Raw genomic sequence first — 16,111 nt, forward strand, 5'->3', positions numbered from 1 at the left:
TGAATCCAATCCCGGTCGTCGCGCGGCGGTGGCGCAATGGCAGACATCCGACGGTGCGTAGCAGGTAGGAGTGGGGTGGGGACCGGCGTAATGAAGCAGACCTGACAGATATCGATTTCATTCTCCGGACGGCCGCTGAGCTGGCCTTTAGCGTGTGGGCGAGGTTGTCTCACGTCAGGAGAGCTTGTGGCCGCTGCCGAGCCCACACCATTACGCCGTCCGCGCGCCGACCAGGCGCGGCTGGTCGCCGACGTGCTGCGCCACCAAATCCACGCCGGGGGCTACAGCGACGGCGGCCTGCCGAGCGAACAGGAGTTGGCCGCGGAGTTCTTTGTGTCCCGCAATACGGTCCGGGAGGCGCTGACGACGCTGAAGGACGAAGGCCTCATCGAGCGTGGACCTCGTACCGGTACTCACGTGGCGTTGCGCAAGTACGAGCACGGATTGGACGCGCTGCTCGGGCTCAAGGAGACCTTCAAGGGATACGGCGAGGTCTGGAATGAGGTCCGCGTCATCCAGGAGGTGAACGCGCCCCCCGCCGTCGCGCACAGGTTGCGGCTCGAACCCGGCGCACGCGTCATCTTCATCGAGCGGCTGCGCTACCTCGGCGATCTGCCGCTGAGCCTGGACAAGACCTATCTCACCGCCGATGTGGGGGAGGCGGTCATCGAGCACCAACTCGAGACCAATGATGTGTTCGCCCTGATCGAACGGGTGACTGGACGCAGGTTGGGGTCGGCCAATCTGGCGCTGGAAGCTGTTGCGGCGGACTCGCATTCGGCTGCGACATTGCAAGTACCCGACAGCGCGCCGCTGCTGCTGCTGGAGCGACTGACCCACCTCGATGACGGGACCCCCGTCGACCTCGAGTACATCCGGATGCGCGGTGATCGAATCACATTGCGCAGCAATCTATTAAGGGACATCTGAGGACTCTCATGACATTGGTCAACAACCGTATCGACGTTCCGGTCACCATCGACGAATCGCTGTGTATCGACGGCTGCACGCTGTGTGTGGACATCTGCCCACTGGATTCGCTGGCGATCAATCCAGAAAACGGCAAGGCGTTCATGCACGTCGACGAGTGCTGGTACTGCGGGCCCTGCGCGGCCCGCTGTCCCACCGGTGCCGTCACCGTCAACATGCCCTATCTCCTCCGTTAAGTCAGGACACCCCATGAAGAGAACAGCCCTTCTCTCCGCTTTGCTCCTCGCCCTCGTCACCAGCTGCTCCCTGGACTCCGGGTCCGGCTCGGCCAACGAAGTGACCGTCGTTGTCGGATATCAGTCGAAGACCATCAACACGGTGACCGCCGGCACGCTGCTGCGCGCCCAGGGGTATCTGGAGAAGCGGCTCGCCGAGGCCGGTTCGCGCACCGGAAACAAGTACACCGTGCAGTGGCAGGACTACGACACCGGAGCGCCGATCACCGCACAGATGCTCGCCGAGAAGATCGACATCGGCTCGATGGGCGATTACCCGCTGCTGATCAATGGATCCAAGACCCAGGCCAATGAGAAGGCACGCACCGAGCTGGTGTCGATCACCGGGTACAACGCCAAGGGTGCGCTCAACATGGTTGTGGTGCCGCCGAATTCGCCGATCACCACGCTTCCCGAGCTGAAAGACAAGAAGGTGTCCGCGAGTGTCGGCTCGGCGGGGCATGGCACGCTGGTGCGCGCGCTGCACAACGACGGTCTGGACCCGGCCAAGGATGTCGAGGTGCTGAACCAGCAGCCACAGGTTGGTGCCTCAGCGCTGGAATCCGGTCAGGTGCAGGCGCTGTCGCAGTTCGTGGCCTGGCCGGGCCTGCTGGTCTTTCAGAAGAAGGCCAAGCTCCTCTATGACGGTGCCGAGCTCAATGTTCCGACCTTCCACGGTGTGGTGGTGCGCCGCGACTATGCCAAGCAGCATCCGGAGGTACTCGATGCCTTCTTACAGGCTCAGCTGGACGCGACCGATTTCATCCACGAAAAGTCTCTCGAGGCGGCTCGCATCGTGGCCGAGGGCAGCGGCTTACCCCAGGAAGTGGTGTACCTCTACAACGGGCCGGGTGGCACGTCATTCGACACCACCCTCAAGCCCTCACTCATCGAGGCATTCAAGAGCGATGTGCCCTATCTGAAATCGATCGGGGACTTCGCAGATCTCAACATCGACGAGTTTGTGCAGGACGGTCCGCTGCGTCAGGCCTACACGACGCATGCGAAGAATTACGAGACCGAATTGGCCGCCAAGTCCAACCCGCTGGTGCTGCACCCCGCCGACGGGGCAGACCCGGTCCGCGCCGCCGAGATCTGGTTCGACGGTCAGGATTCCACGCAGGTGTATACCACCCCGCAAGAGCTGTTGAAAGCCGTCAATGCAGCCAAAGCTGCCGGTCAGAAGGTCCGCGCCGCCTACGTCGCCGACGCCGAACTGGGCACTCGGTGGTTCGCCGACCACGCCTGGTGGGTCCGGGATTCGGCCGGGTTGCATCCGTTCACCACGAGCGCGGGCGCCAGCCGATACATCTCCACCCACCCGGGTGCAACTTCCCTGGATTACACGCAGGCACTGGCGGCGGCATCGTGAGTAGCCTACCGATCCTGGAGGCCAGACCGCGAACTGTCGCGGCTGCCCCCGCCGAGGAGCAGACCGATGTGGCCGCGAATCCCCGGCGACAGGGTTCGAGATATCTCGCCTGGGGCATCCGCGCCGCGTCCGTGGCTACCGCCGTGCTGCTCTGGCAGCTCTTGACGGCCAACAAGGTGCGGTTCGGGCTGCGATTCGACACCCTGCCCACGGTCACCGAGATCGTCTCCGCGCTCGCCAAGCGCATTGGTACCGAACAATATTGGCTAGACCTTGGCCAGTCCACCGTCCGGATCCTCACCGGGTTCGGCCTCGCCGCGGTGCTCGGCGTCATCACAGGTATCTGGCTGGGACGCTCCCCGCTATTCGCGAATATCTTTGGCCCGCTTACCGAATTGGCCCGCCCGATTCCCGCGATCGCGATCGTGCCGGTGGCCATCCTGTTGTTTCCCAGCGACGAGGCCGGGATCGTGTTCATCACCTTCCTGGCGGCCTATTTCCCCATCATGGTGAGTACGCGCCATGCGGTGCGTGCGCTGCCCACGCTGTGGGAGGAATCGGTCCGCACCCTCGGAGGTGGGCGCTGGGATGTGCTGTTGCGCGTGGTGTTGCCGGGTAGCCTTCCCGGCGTGTTCGGAGGGCTGTCCGTCGGCATCGGCGTTGCCTGGATATGTGTGATATCAGCCGAAATGATCTCGGGCCGTTTGGGAGTCGGATATCGGACCTGGCAGTCGTACACGGTGTTGGCCTACCCGGATGTGTTCGTCGGAATCATTACCATCGGTGTTCTCGGATTCCTGACGTCGGCTGCTGTCGAATTGGTCGGGCGTCGGGTGACGCGGTGGCTGCCCCGTGCCGAGGAGGCGCGCTCATGAGTGCTTCAACACTCGTTCTCGACGCGGTCACTCTGGGCTATGGCGGACGTACTGTGGTGGACCGCCTCAGCCTGACCGTCCGTCCCGCTGAGATCCTGGTCCTCACCGGGCCCTCCGGCTGCGGGAAGTCCACCGTGCTGCGCGCGCTGGCCGGGCTGCTCCCGCCGGATTCCGGCATCATCCGCGCCGATGGCGAAAGGGTTGTCACCACGTCACGACATCGTGCCATGGTTTTCCAGGACAATGCGTTGTTGCCCTGGCGCACTGTGCAATCGAATGTAGAGCTGGCGCTCAGGCTGGGCGGTGTGCCTCGTGCGGGGCGGCGTGCGGCGGCGCAGACCTGGATCGACGATGTGGGCCTGACCGGGTTCGAGGATTACCTGCCCAAGAGCCTCTCGGGCGGTATGCGCCAACGTGTCCAGCTGGCTCGCGGCTTGGCGGGTGCTCCGCGCGCGGTCATGATGGACGAGCCATTCGGAGCGCTCGATGCCCAGACTCGGGCCAGCATGCAGCGCCTGTTGATCGATACCTGGCGCAGCCATCCCACCACAGTGGTGTTCGTGACACACGATGTCGACGAGGCATTACTGCTCGGAGACCGAATCGCGGTCCTGGGTCGGGCCGGCCACCCGCTGCGCGCGCTACTGGACGTTCCCAGCCCTCGCGAGCCCGACAGCGATCGGAGCGCACTGCGCACCGAAATTCTTGCCGCACTGAATAATACGGAGCTTGTTGCCTGATGCAGATCCCTGAACTCGCTAGCGCCATCCGGCTGGACTGTGACGTCCTGGTGATCGGCGGCGGAACTGCCGGGACCATGGCGGCACTGACGGCGGCCGAGAATGGCGCCCAGGTGCTCCTTCTGGAGAAGGCGCATGTCCGGCACTCCGGTGCGCTGGCAATGGGTATGGACGGTGTGAACAACGCCGTCATCCCGGGCAAGGCCGAACCGGAGGACTATGTCGCGGAAATCACCCGCGCCAACGACGGGATCGTGAACCAGCGCACTGTGTATCAAACCGCGACACGCGGATTCGCGATGGTGCAGCGACTCGAACGCTACGGGGTCAAGTTCGAGAAGGACGAGCATGGCGAGTACGCGGTGCGACGTGTGCATCGATCGGGCGCCTATGTGTTACCGATGCCCGAGGGCAAGGACGTCAAGAAGGCGCTATACCGCGTGCTGCGGCAGAAGTCGATGCGCGAGAAGATTCGCATCGAAAACCGTGTCATGCCGGTGCGTGTCCTCACTGAAGACCTGGGTGTGGGAACCGACGGGATATCGAGGCGCCGGGCGATTGGTGCTGCGGGTTTCAACACCCGCACCGGTGAGTTCGTCACGGTCGGCGCGAAGGCGGTGATTCTGGCGACCGGGCCATGCGGGCGCCTGGGTCTGCCGGCGTCGGGTTATCTGTATGGCACCTATGAGAATCCGACCAACGCGGGGGATGGGTACGCGATGGCGTACCACGCCGGGGCCGAATTGTCGGGAATCGAGTGCTTTCAGATCAACCCGCTGATCAAGGATTACAACGGTCCGGCGTGTGCGTATGTGGCCAACCCCTTCGGCGGCTACCAGGTGAATGCCCAAGGGGAGCGTTTCGTCGACTCCGACTACTGGTCCGGCCAAATGATGTCGGAGGTCAAGAACGAAATCGAGTCAGCGCGCGGTCCCATCTATCTCAAGGTGACTCACCTGCCGGATGAGACGTTGACGGCGCTGGAGAGCATCCTGCACACCACCGAGCGACCCACCCGCGGCACGTTCCACGCCAATCGCGGGCATGACTACCGCACCCACGACATCGAGATGCATATTTCCGAGATCGGTCTGTGCAGCGGTCATTCCGCATCAGGGGTGTGGGTGGACGAGCATGCCCGCACCACGGTGCCCGGCCTGTACGCGGCCGGGGACCTGGCGTGCGTGCCGCACAACTACATGATCGGTGCCTTTGTGTACGGCGATCTGGCCGGTGAGCACGCCGCGTCGACACTCTCGAAAACACCCGCACCGCTGGATTTCCCGGTTGACCAGGTCAAAGAGGCGCACGAGCTGATCTACCGCCCGCTGCGCCATCCGGACGGCCCACCGCAGCCTCAGGTCGAGTACAAGCTTCGCCGGTTCGTCAACGACTATGTGGCCCCGCCGAAGACGGCGGCCAAGCTGTCGCTGGCCGTGCAGACATTCGAGCGGATGGCCGAAGAGGTGGGTCAGATCGGCGCGCGCACCCCCCATGAGCTGATGCGGGCGGCCGAGGTGTCGTTCATCAGAGACTGTGCCGAGATGGCGGCACGTTCGTCATTGACCCGCACCGAATCGAGGTGGGGCCTCTACCACGACAGGGCAGACCTGCCAGACCGTGACGACGTGAATTGGCGTTATCACCTGAACCTGCGCAAGACCGTCGACGGTGACATGGACTTCGTGAAACGCCCCGTCGCACCGTACTTCGTCCCGGTACCGGGTCTTGACGACCTGCCGTCGGGGGAGACCGATCCGATCCCGGTGCATCAGCCCGAACTCATGGGTGGGAAAGCACCGGCCGCCCGTATCTCGAACGTGATCGCCGCGGAAGCCGAACAGCCGCCGTCCCCGCGGATCGCCGCGGTGCTGTCGCTGGAGTCTCCCACCGTCGAGGAGCTGCGGCAGTTCCTCACCGACGGCGATCCGGGTGTGCGTCGCACCGCTATTGCATCGCTCACCGAGCACATACCCGCGGGTTACGAGGATGCCTTGTTGAATGCGTTGGGGGACAGTGATCCGTCTGTGCGCCGCACCGCGGCCGATGGAGTACGCGAGCTCGTGGAGGTCCTCGAGGACCCCGTCGAGATCCGCGATCACGTGAGCGCGTCCGACCCCTTGGTGCGCAGCACCGCGCTGTACGTGGCGAGCGCGCGGAAGGTCGGTGATCCGAGCGCTTATGTGGCGGCCGTGCGCGACCCCGATCATCGAGTCCGCATCGAGGCCGTGCGCGCCCTGGTGTCCGTGGACGATGCGGTGTCCATTGCCACTGCCGCGGAGGATGAGAACCGCGAGGTACGCATTGCCGTAGCCAATGGACTGGCGACGTTGGCTGCCGGTGGTGCGACGGTGCGGGTGCTGGTGCGTGATCGTGATCCGCTGGTGCGTGCCGCGGCGTTGACGGCCGTGGGTGCGTTGGGGGTCGACGATCAGATCCTTGATGCCGTGGAGGAGGCGCTGAAGGCTCCGGCCTGGCAGATCCGTCAGGGTGCGGTGCGGGCCTTGGCCGGAGCACACCCGGGGCAGGCCGTACCGCCGCTGGCGCGCGCGCTGGACGATCCACATCTGGACGTACGCAAATCGGCAGTGTTAAGCCTGAGCCAATGGGCCTCGACAGAGCCCTCCGTTCGTGAGGCACTGACCGGCGCGTTGCAAGATAGCGACGCAGATGTGAGAGCCTATGCGCGACAAGCACTTGCGGCCGGCTGACGGGAACGCCGAAGCCCAATAGATGGGGCCCCGCAACGTGGCGGAGGTCATGTTACGGGCGGGTACCAGAGCCACTTAGCATAGGCTAGGCTTACTCGGGTGTCGAAGATGAGTACGGTCGCAGATTCCGATACCGGCGCCCAGACCTGGGTTTCTGTACAGGAGGGCCTGCCCGACGGTTTTGCGCCTGCCGATCTCGCCAGTGTTCTGGCGCAGGATATCCCCGAGCGTAACGGCGACGAGTATCTGGTTTACGAGCGTGACGGCGAATGGGTGCTCGCCATTGGCGCCCGGGCCTCCGTCGAACTCGACAGCGACGGACTGCGCATCATCCGCGATGGATCTGTGGAGCAGCGCGGATGGTCGGGGCATCCCGGCTCCGCCCTTGAACAAGCCGTGAACGAGATCTCCGACGGCGTGCATCGCGTCTTCGGATGGGTTGCGTTCGAGTTCGGCACCTACCGCTTTGGCCTGCAGCACCGGTTGACCCCCGGCACTCCGATGGCGCGGGTCTTCGCCCCGCGGGCGGAGGTCGTGATTACGGCCGACGGAGTATCGGTCTGCGAAGAGAGTTACGTCGACGAGATCAGGCGGGTGCTCGATCAGGGTGCTCCGCCGGTGCCGGCACCGGCGTGGATCGACCTGGTTCCGGACCCATCTGACTACCGCGGTCGGGTGGGCATCGCCACCGCCGAGATTCGATCGGGCTTGTACCACAAGGTGATTCTGTCGCGGCGCGTGGAAGTGCCGTTCACCATGGACTTTCCGTCCACCTACCGCCTTGGTCGGCACAACAACACGCCGGTCCGCTCATTCCTGCTGCGACTCGGGGGTATTCGTGCCCTCGGCTACAGCCCTGAACTCGTCGTGGCCGTCGAGGCCGACCGAACCGTCATCACGCAGCCGTTGGCCGGAACCCGTGCCTTCGGCCGGGGCGAGGATGCGGACCGGGTGGCGCGCGACGATCTAGAGTCGAACGCCAAAGAGATTGTTGAGCATGCGATTTCCGTGCGCAGCTCACTTGCCGAACTCGGCGAGGTGGCCGAATCCGGCAGCACGAAGGTGACCGACTTCATGACCGTGCGTGAGCGCGGCAGCGTGCAACATCTGGGATCGACCGTCAGTGGAGAGCTGAGTGCCGGGATGACGCGGATGGATGCGCTGGAGGCGCTCTTCCCCGCGGTGACCGCCTCGGGTATCCCGAAGGCGGAGGGGGTTGACGCCATTCTTCGCCTCGACGATCATCCGCGCGGCCTCTACTCGGGCGCAGTGGTGATGATGTCCCCGGACGGCGGACTGGACGCCGCGCTGACACTGCGTTCGGCCTACGAGCAGGACGGGCACACCTGGCTGCGAGCAGGCGCGGGCATCATCGAGGCCTCGACACCCGATCGGGAGTTCGAGGAGACCTGCGAGAAGCTCGGCAGCATCGCCCCGTACGTGATCAAACGCGAGGCTTAAGCGGCGCCCTTGCTACCGCCGCACGTAGCGTAAACCGGGGTCCTTAGGGGCCCCGGTTGTGCGATCCGGGCCAGGTTGAGCGTTGAGGCTTAGCTCGTCAGGGACGCCGCCAGGGCACGTTTGTCGATTTTGCCCACCGCGGTGAGGGGAAGTGACGGAACCGCCACCAATCTGTCGACGCGCGAGTGCGTCGCGGCGCCGCGGTCCTGCAGGTGCTGGTTGAGCTCGGCGGCCGTGACCGGCTTGCCATTGAAAACAACTGCTGCACAGACTATCTCACCCAAGTACTGGTCGGGCAGACCGATTGCTGCCGCCGCGTAGACCGCGGGGTGTGTGTGCAGGTGTGATTCGAGATCCAGTGCGGCGATGGACTCTCCACCGCGCAGGATGACGTCCTTGATGCGGCCGGTGACTTCCAGATAGCCATCGGGCAGCGCTCGTACTCGATCACCGCTGCGGTAGAACCCGTCGGCGGTGAAGGAACGCATGTTGTCCGCTTCGGCGCGGTAGTACCCGTTGAGTGTGTACGGTCCACGCACCAGTAGTTCGCCCGCTTCGCCGGCGGCGACTTCGGCGCCGTCCTCATTCACAATGCGAACCTCATCGGCGTCGCACATGGGCCGGCCCTGGGTGTTGTCGAGGATGTCTGCGGGATCGCCTGGGCGAGTGAGGCATAGCAGTCCCTCGGCCATGCCGAAAACCTGTTGCAGTCCCGGGGTGAGTGACTCCCGAACCGTGCGCGCATCCTCGGCGCCGAGCTTTGCGCCGCCTACCTGGAGCAGTCGTAGTGATTCCGGCAGTACGGGTTCCCATGCGGTGGCCTGTGCCCACAGCTGGGCAAGTGACGGCACCAGTGCCGTCACGGACACGCGATGCCGGGCAATGATCTCAAATGCCGACTCCGGGCTCGGATCTGAAAGGAAAACAGTGGTGGCACCCGCGCTGATGGCTCCGAGGAGACCCGGGCAGGCCAGTGGGAAGTTGTGGCCGGCGGGCAGTGCGACGAGGTAGACGTCGTCCTCGGTGATGCCGCACACCTGGGCCGCCCGGGTGGCGTTGTAGACGTAGTCCTCGTGGGTGCGGGGGATGAGTTTGGGTGCTGCGGTGGTGCCGCCCGAGACTAGTAATAACGCAGGGGTGTCGGTCTGTGCTGCCGGTAAGGAGCCTTGAACCTCAATGGTTTCCAACAGGGAGGACCATGCGGTAAAGCGTTCCGCGTCAGCGGAAGGCGCCTCCCCGTCGATCACGATGTGGCGCAGGCATACGTGCTGTGTGGACAGTTCTACGGCCAGTGCACGGTAGTCGAATCCGCCGGCGGAATCGGCGATCACCAAGCCGACGGCACCGGACACGTCGATGAAATGAGACAGCTCGGCGGCCCGGTGCCCCGGCAGGCACATGATCGGTATCGCCCCCGCACGCATCAAGCCGAAGAAGGCGACGGCGAAGGATGCCCGGTTGGGAAGCTGGAGTAGCACTCGGTCGCCTGGGGCTATGCCGAGCCGGGCGAGGGCATGTGCGGCGCGGTCGGCGGCCGCATCGAGCTCGCAGTAGGTCATCGCACCGCGTTCATCGATCACGGCGGGATGATCGGCCCGTCTGGTGGCGGCCGTCCGGAGCAGGGACTCCACGGTCTTTCCGGTCCAGTATCCGGCTGTGCGGTAGGCGTCGGCGCGCGGCGGGGGGAAGGGTACAAAACCGTCCGCCGGGCTCTTCGTGGCCGAGGCGGTAGGGGTCGATGTGGCCTGAGTCATCGCAGCTCCTCATGGGTGACTCCCCGCAGTCTAGATAGGGTAGCCTCCTCATAGTTAGGGCAGCCTGTACTAAAAGTGAAAACGCGAGGTGAGAACGAGGTGCGCACCGTGAGCGAGGGTGATGTCGAGGTGGACGTCACCAGCGAAAGGGCGTCGATAAGCCTCGACCCTGATGCCGCGCCACCACTGTCCGCGGGGCAGCACCGCATATGGTTCGCCCACGGGGTGACGCCCGCGCTGATGAATCTGTGTCGGTCGTACCGGCTCAGCGGTGAGGTGGACATCGAAAGGCTGCGCGCCGCGGTTACCGCGGTTGAGACCCGCCACGAGATCTTGCGCACGACGTTTCACGCCGGTACCGATGGCGATCCGGTCGCCGTGCTGCACGAGGACCTCCCTGCCCGATGGGTCGAGCATGACGTGTCCGAGCTCGCGGGCGCCGCACAACAGCTCCGGCTGGGCGTGCTGGCACAGCGCGAGTTCGGGACCCCGTTCGATCTCACGGTGGAATCACCGTTGCGTCTCACGGTCATCCGCACCGGCGCTGCCGAACACATCATGCTCGTCGTCGCTCACCGCATCGCGTGGGACGACAACTCGTGGTCGGTGTTCCTCGCCGACCTGACGACCGCCTATGTGCACGGCGCCATTACGGCGCCGACGCCGGGCCGGCCCCCACAGGATCGGGCCGACGGTGCCGATCTCGACTACTGGCGTGGGGAGCTGGCCAATCCTCCTGAACCGCTGGAGCTTCCGGGAGCCAACGGTTCGGTGGCGACGACCGATTGGAAGGCCGAACGCGTCACCTCGCGCCTCTCCGCGACCGTCATGGGTCGCGTCGATCAACTGGCCAACGAGACCGGTACCACACCGTATGTGGTGTTGTTGGCCGCGTATTCAGCTCTGCTGCATCGGTATACGCATGCAGAGGACTTCTTGGTGGCCGCGCCGGTGCCCACGCGCGACGCTCATACGCAGGGCGGCATCGGGCACTTCGGGCACACCGTCGCCCTGCGGATGCGACCGCGTAGTGACGAAAGCTTCCGGGAGTTGTTGGAGCACGCCAGCCTGACCGCGCTGAACGGGTTTGCGCATCAGCGGGTCAGCCTGGATCGCGTCATCCCGCGCGTAGGTTTCGCCTTGGGGGCCGACTCCGCTTCCCGGTTCTGCCCGCCCGGAATCCACTGTCAACGTGCCGGGTGGGAAGGTCAGGTGGCGTACGTGCCACTCAGCCTGAGGATCGAGACCGCGCCCGAAGGTGCCGACGTCGTGGCCGAGTATTTGGTCGATGTGCTGGACGAGCGGTTGACCGTGCAGCTGCTCCGCCATTTCGCCAACCTGATCGACTCCGCGCTCGCCGACCCAGACCGCCCGCTGGGCCGCCTGGATCTCATGGATGGCCGGGAAGCCCAGTGGCTGCGGGAGGTGTCGTCCGGGGAACGGTTCGAGGCGGAGCCGACCACGCTCGGTGAGCTGGTGGCCGCCCGCGCGGCCGCACAGCCGGACGCCACCGCGCTCGTCTACGAGGGTCGGCACTACTCGTACCGGGAAACCAACGAGCTGGCGAACCGGCTGGCGCACTGGATCATTGGGCAGGGTATCGGTACCGAAGATCATGTCGCGGTACTCCTGGACAAGTCTCCGGATTTGATCATCACCGCGCTCGCCATCGCCAAGGCGGGTGCGGTCTATGTTCCCGTCGATCCGAACTACCCCGCTGATCGCATCGCGCACATCCTCGGCGACGCGCAGCCGAGGCTGGTCATCAGAGAGCCGGTGGCGGGTATTGGGCAGTTTGACGCCCGTGAGCCTGTCGATGCCGATCGGGTGCGGCCGTTGACCGCCGACAATGCTGCCTATCTGATCTACACGTCGGGTTCGACGGGTCTGCCCAAGGGTGTGACGGTCACGCATCGTCCACTGACCGAGTACTTCAACTGGTTCCGTGCTGAATACCGGGTCAGCGGATCCGATCGGGTACTGCAGGTGGCCTCGCCGAGCTTCGACGTATCGGTGGGCGAGATTTTCGGCATCCTCAGTTGTGGTGGCAGGCTGGTGATCCCGCGTACTGGTCGGCTCGGTGATGTCGCCTATCTGACGGAGCTGTTGAACAGCGAGGGTGTTACCTCGATGCACATGGTGCCCTCGTTGCTCGGGCTGGTGCTATCGCTACCCGGAGTCACGCAATGGAAGTCGCTACGTCGGGTGCCGGTGGGCGGCGAGGCGCTGCCCGGTCCGGTCGCTGACAAATTTCACGCCACTTTCGATGCGTCGCTTCATAATTTCTATGGCCCCACCGAGACCGTGATCAACGCTTCGCGGTACAAGGTGCGCGGAGTCCAAGGGACGCGGACCGTTCCGATCGGCACCCCCAAGATCAACACACAGATTCACATTCTGGACGAGACCCTAAGACCGGTGCCGGTAGGGGTTATCGGTGAGATCTACATTGGTGGAACGCATGTGGCGCGCGGATATCATCGGGCGGCCGGTCTGACCGCGCAGCGCTTCATCGCCGACCCCTTCGTTCCCGGTCAGCGGATGTACCGGTCCGGTGACCTTGCGCGGCGCAGTGCGAACGGCGACATCGAATTCGTCGGTCGCGCCGACGAGCAGGTGAAGATTCGGGGGTTCCGTATCGAACTCGGTGAGATCGCCTCGGCCATCGAGGTGGATCCGAGCGTCAGTCAGGCGCTCGTGGTGGTCGATGAGCTGCCGTACGTCGGCAAGCGTCTCGTTGCCTACCTGACACCGGTCGGCGGACACGTGGTCGACCTCGACCGAATCCGCGCCAGGATTTCAGCTGCCCTGCCCGACTTCATGATTCCCGCGGCGTATGTCGTGCTCGACGAGATGCCCATCACCCGGCACGGCAAGATCAACAGGGAAGCCCTGCCGGCACCGGAGATCGGGTCCGTGGCCAGACGTCGGGAGCCGGAAACCGCGACTCAGCGTCAGCTGGCAGCCCTTTTTGCGCGGCTACTCGGGGCTGCGACCGTGGGTGCGGATGACTCGTTCGTTGACCTCGGCGGCCATTCGCTGCTCGCGAGCAAGCTCTCGGCGGCGATCCTGAACGAATGCGGAGTCGGGGTCGACATCCGCGAGATCTTGGAGCTGCGCACTGTCGCAGGTTTGGCCAAATTGGTCGATCAGCGTCGTAGCGGCCTCATCGCGGAGGACGAAGACCGCGAAGGGGAACCCATCCCGCTGCCTCCCGGCGGGCGACGCCTCTATGAGCATGGAAACCCGCGTCGTCTCGCCGAAACCGGCGTCTTCTGGTTGCCCGAGGGCATCACCCGATCGGTGCTGGAGGAACTTCTCGACGCGGTGGTCGGAGAGCACGAGGTGCTGCGCAGTCGTCTGGACCGCGACAACCTGACCCTGGTTCCACGGCAGCGGCAGGCTCTCCGATTCGTCGAGATCACCGCAGCGGATCCGTCTGACGTCGCCGGTGCCGAGATTGGTCGCGCGGTGGATCGGCTTGACCCTGAGCAAGGTTGGATGCTCTCGGCGGTGTGGCTTCACCCAGAAGATGCGCCCGGAGCCCTCATCCTCGCGGTGCATCACCTTGCCATAGATCCGATGTCCTGGCGGGACATCGTCGAAGAGCTGGAGTCTCGTTGGCAATGGTTGATGGCAGGGGCAGTCCGGTCGCCCACCCTGCCCGCCAATGGATACCGACGGTGGGCCAACTCGCTGGCCGTGGCGGCCCACGACGTGGGTAGCCTGCCCTTCTGGATCGCACAGCTCGACGGCGATGATCCCACGATTGGTTCGCGCCGAGTGATTCCGGAACTTGACCGGGAACGTGACGTGGCGGTCACCGTCGATTCCGCGCCGGCTGATGTCAGCGCGTTGCTGCTGAACTCGGGAATGCGGATGGATCACCTTCTCGCGGCAGCGGCAGCACGCACCGTGGCACGATGGCGCCGTTTGCGTGGAGATCCCCAGGTGGAATCGCTACTGGCGGTGCAGGTCTGCGAACGAGAAGGTGCCACCACGGCCACGATGGGCCCACTCAACACGGTCTATCCCCTGCGCCTCGGCGGCACTGATCCTCTGGCCATTGGTCCACGCGGGGTGGTGGAGCGCGTCGCACGTCAGTACAACGCGATGCCGGGGCGGACGATTGACTTTGGACTGTTGCGTTATCTGCGCGCTGATACCCGGGCGGTGCTGCGGCAGTATCGCGATCCACAGATCCTGCTGACCTATCTCGGGCATGATCGTGGCTTCGAGGGGACTCTTCTTCGACGTGACGGTCTGCTTTCCGTACTGGGATCGCCCGTGCCCGAGCCTGATTCGGCGGTCCGTCATGAGCTGATGATCGCGGTGCTGATTATGGAGAGCATCGAAGGGCCTGTTATCGCCACGCAGTGGCGGGCGATCCCCGAGGTGCTTGACCGCTCGGAGGTCACCGAGCTACAAGCGATATGGCACGAGCAGCTGGGGATTCTGGCGAAGGAGCTATGGTGACATCCACATTGGCAGTGATAGGCGCGGGCGCCAAGGCGGTGGCGGTTGCCGCGAAGGCAGCTGTGTTGCGTGAATGCGGTGTCGACGTACCCGATGTGGTGGCGATCGAGCGTCAGCAGGTCGGCGCGAACTGGCAGGCGTGTGGTGGCTGGACGGATGGACAACACCGGCTGGGTACGAGCCCCGAAAAAGATGTGGGATTCCCGTATCGGTCTGCCGTCGTGCCGGGGCGTAACGCCGAGATCGATGCCGGGATGATGCGTCTGAGCTGGCAGTCCTATCTCATCGGCACTGGCCAGTTCGCCGAGTGGGTTGACCGCGATAAGCCCGCGCCAACGCACAAGCGCTGGGCTGACTACCTGACGTGGGTGGCCAACACGGTCGATATGAAGGTGGTTCAGGGCGAGGTGACCGGTTTGTCCATCGATGACGACAGATGGGTGGTGGGTACCAACGACTGTTCCATCGCTGCGGACGCGGTCATGGTGACGGGGCCCGGGCAGCCGGAACGTTCTGTGCTACCCGAACATCCGAACGTCCTGTCGATCGCCGAATTCTGGCGTCGCTGTGCCGGATCAACGCGTCTCACCGCAGAACGCGTCGCCGTGATCGGCGGGGGTGAGACAGCCGCCTCAGTGCTCAATGAACTTTTTGGACATCGGGTTTCGACGATCACCGTCATCTCTCCCGGCGTCACACTGTTTACCCGCGGTGAAGGGTACTTCGAGAACGCTCTGTTCAGCGATCCGACCGGGTGGTTACACCACACCATGGAGGAACGGCGCGACGCATTGAACCGTACCGATCGCGGGGTGTTCTCGGCCCGTGTTCAGGAATCGCTGCTGGCCGACGATCGTATCCGCCATCTGCGCGGTCGCGTCGCCCACGCCGTCGCCCTGAAAGACCGGATCAGATTGACGCTGCGCAGCGACCGTGCGGGCGAGCCTTCCGAGACCGTTCACGGCTTCGATCTGGTGATCGACGGCGCGGGTGCCGACGCGCTGTGGTTCTTACCGCTGTTCGACCAGAGCGCCCTCGATCTCATGGAGCTCAAACTGGGCGCTCCCGTGGACGGCAACGTCTTGCAGGAATCCCTTGGCCACGACCTGTCCGTCAACGGCCTGACTCCCAAGCTCATTCTTCCGACGCTCTCGGGTCTGACCCAGGGCCCGGGGTTCCCCAATCTCAGCTGTCTCGGATTGCTGTCCGATCGAGTGCTCGGTGGGCACAGCAGTACCCAGTCGGCTCGTCGTGAAAGGAAAACAATTGAGTACCAACCCATTTGATGACGAGAATGGTGCCTTCTACGTACTGGTCAACGACGAGGAGCAGCACAGTCTGTGGCCGACGGCCATTGAGGTTCCGGCGCAATGGCGCGTGGCCTTTGGGGAGGCCTCGCGTGCCGACTGTGTGGAGTACGTCGAAGCCAATTGGACCGATATGCGGCCCAAGAGCCTGCGTGACGCGATGGCAGGCAAGTAGCAGCAGCTGGTAGGAAGATCTGGTGGGCCCAGACA

General features: G+C 64.5%; 11 protein-coding genes. 10 read left to right on the plus strand and 1 reads right to left on the minus strand.

All coding sequences use genetic code 11. From position 1 onward, the window contains the following. Positions 1 to 186 precede the first annotated feature (186 nt). The 7 genes from DSM43276_RS09790 (at position 187) to DSM43276_RS09820 (ending at position 8,364) form a co-directional block, all read left to right on the plus strand. Positions 187 to 930, plus strand: coding sequence for a GntR family transcriptional regulator (locus DSM43276_RS09790; RefSeq protein ID WP_078330584.1), 744 nt, complete (start codon positions 187 to 189; stop codon positions 928 to 930). Between the two features lie 8 nt (positions 931 to 938). Next, entirely contained in the window at positions 939 to 1,166 is a 228-nt protein-coding gene (locus DSM43276_RS09795) for a 4Fe-4S dicluster domain-containing protein (protein ID WP_005058882.1), read from the plus strand. A gap of 13 nt (positions 1,167 to 1,179) precedes the next feature. Beyond that, positions 1,180 to 2,577, plus strand: a complete 1,398-nt coding sequence (locus DSM43276_RS09800) for an ABC transporter substrate-binding protein (protein WP_078330585.1) — start codon at positions 1,180 to 1,182, stop codon at positions 2,575 to 2,577. A 14-nt stretch (positions 2,578 to 2,591) separates the two neighbouring features. Continuing rightward, positions 2,592 to 3,452: an ABC transporter permease gene (locus tag DSM43276_RS09805; protein ID WP_412458687.1), complete on the plus strand. Its 861-nt coding sequence runs from the start codon at positions 2,592 to 2,594 to the stop codon at positions 3,450 to 3,452. After that, positions 3,449 to 4,192: an ABC transporter ATP-binding protein gene (locus tag DSM43276_RS09810; protein ID WP_078330586.1), complete on the plus strand. Its 744-nt coding sequence runs from the start codon at positions 3,449 to 3,451 to the stop codon at positions 4,190 to 4,192. Before DSM43276_RS09805 ends, DSM43276_RS09810 begins: the two co-directional genes overlap by 4 nt. After that, positions 4,192 to 6,903, plus strand: coding sequence for a fumarate reductase/succinate dehydrogenase flavoprotein subunit (locus DSM43276_RS09815; RefSeq protein WP_078330587.1), 2,712 nt, complete (start codon positions 4,192 to 4,194; stop codon positions 6,901 to 6,903). Before DSM43276_RS09810 ends, DSM43276_RS09815 begins: the two co-directional genes overlap by 1 nt. 108 nt (positions 6,904 to 7,011) lie before the next feature. Then, on the plus strand, positions 7,012 to 8,364 hold the full coding sequence (locus DSM43276_RS09820; RefSeq protein ID WP_169053050.1) for a salicylate synthase: 1,353 nt from the start codon (positions 7,012 to 7,014) through the stop codon (positions 8,362 to 8,364). An 89-nt stretch (positions 8,365 to 8,453) separates the two neighbouring features. Here DSM43276_RS09820 and DSM43276_RS09825 read toward each other — a convergent pair whose 3' ends face one another. Next, positions 8,454 to 10,118, minus strand: coding sequence for a (2,3-dihydroxybenzoyl)adenylate synthase (locus DSM43276_RS09825; RefSeq protein ID WP_078330589.1), 1,665 nt, complete (start codon positions 10,116 to 10,118; stop codon positions 8,454 to 8,456). Between the two features lie 99 nt (positions 10,119 to 10,217). Between DSM43276_RS09825 and DSM43276_RS09830 the strand changes: the two genes are divergently transcribed. From DSM43276_RS09830 to DSM43276_RS09840, 3 genes are read left to right on the plus strand one after another with little or no spacing between them, the layout of a single operon-like run. Then, entirely contained in the window at positions 10,218 to 14,594 is a 4,377-nt protein-coding gene (locus DSM43276_RS09830) for a non-ribosomal peptide synthetase (protein ID WP_078330590.1), read from the plus strand. Then, positions 14,591 to 15,880 carry an NADPH-dependent L-lysine N(6)-monooxygenase MbtG gene (gene mbtG / locus DSM43276_RS09835; protein WP_078330669.1) on the plus strand — a complete coding sequence of 430 codons (1,290 nt, stop codon included), beginning with the start codon at positions 14,591 to 14,593 and terminating at the stop codon, positions 15,878 to 15,880. Before DSM43276_RS09830 ends, mbtG begins: the two co-directional genes overlap by 4 nt. Then, the gene (locus tag DSM43276_RS09840; protein ID WP_078330591.1) at positions 15,861 to 16,076 is read left to right on the plus strand and encodes an MbtH family protein; all 216 of its coding nucleotides are present in this window, start codon (positions 15,861 to 15,863) and stop codon (positions 16,074 to 16,076) included. Before mbtG ends, DSM43276_RS09840 begins: the two co-directional genes overlap by 20 nt. Positions 16,077 to 16,111: the final 35 nt, after the last annotated feature.

It is taken from the genome of Mycobacteroides salmoniphilum (genome assembly GCF_004924335.1).
Classification (GTDB): Bacteria; Actinomycetota; Actinomycetes; order Mycobacteriales; family Mycobacteriaceae; genus Mycobacterium; species Mycobacterium salmoniphilum.

Excerpts from the sequence above, each read along its gene's own strand:
- DSM43276_RS09810 (WP_078330586.1), top strand. The coding sequence starts at position 3,449 with ATGAGTGCTTCAACACTCGTTCTCGACGCGGTCACTCTGGGCTATGGC.
- DSM43276_RS09800 (WP_078330585.1), top strand. The coding sequence starts at position 1,180 with ATGAAGAGAACAGCCCTTCTCTCCGCTTTGCTCCTCGCCCTCGTCACC.
- DSM43276_RS09820 (WP_169053050.1), top strand. The coding sequence starts at position 7,012 with ATGAGTACGGTCGCAGATTCCGATACCGGCGCCCAGACCTGGGTTTCT.
- DSM43276_RS09825 (WP_078330589.1), bottom strand. The coding sequence starts at position 10,118 with ATGACTCAGGCCACATCGACCCCTACCGCCTCGGCCACGAAGAGCCCG.
- DSM43276_RS09815 (WP_078330587.1), top strand. The coding sequence starts at position 4,192 with ATGCAGATCCCTGAACTCGCTAGCGCCATCCGGCTGGACTGTGACGTC.
- DSM43276_RS09795 (WP_005058882.1), top strand. The coding sequence starts at position 939 with ATGACATTGGTCAACAACCGTATCGACGTTCCGGTCACCATCGACGAA.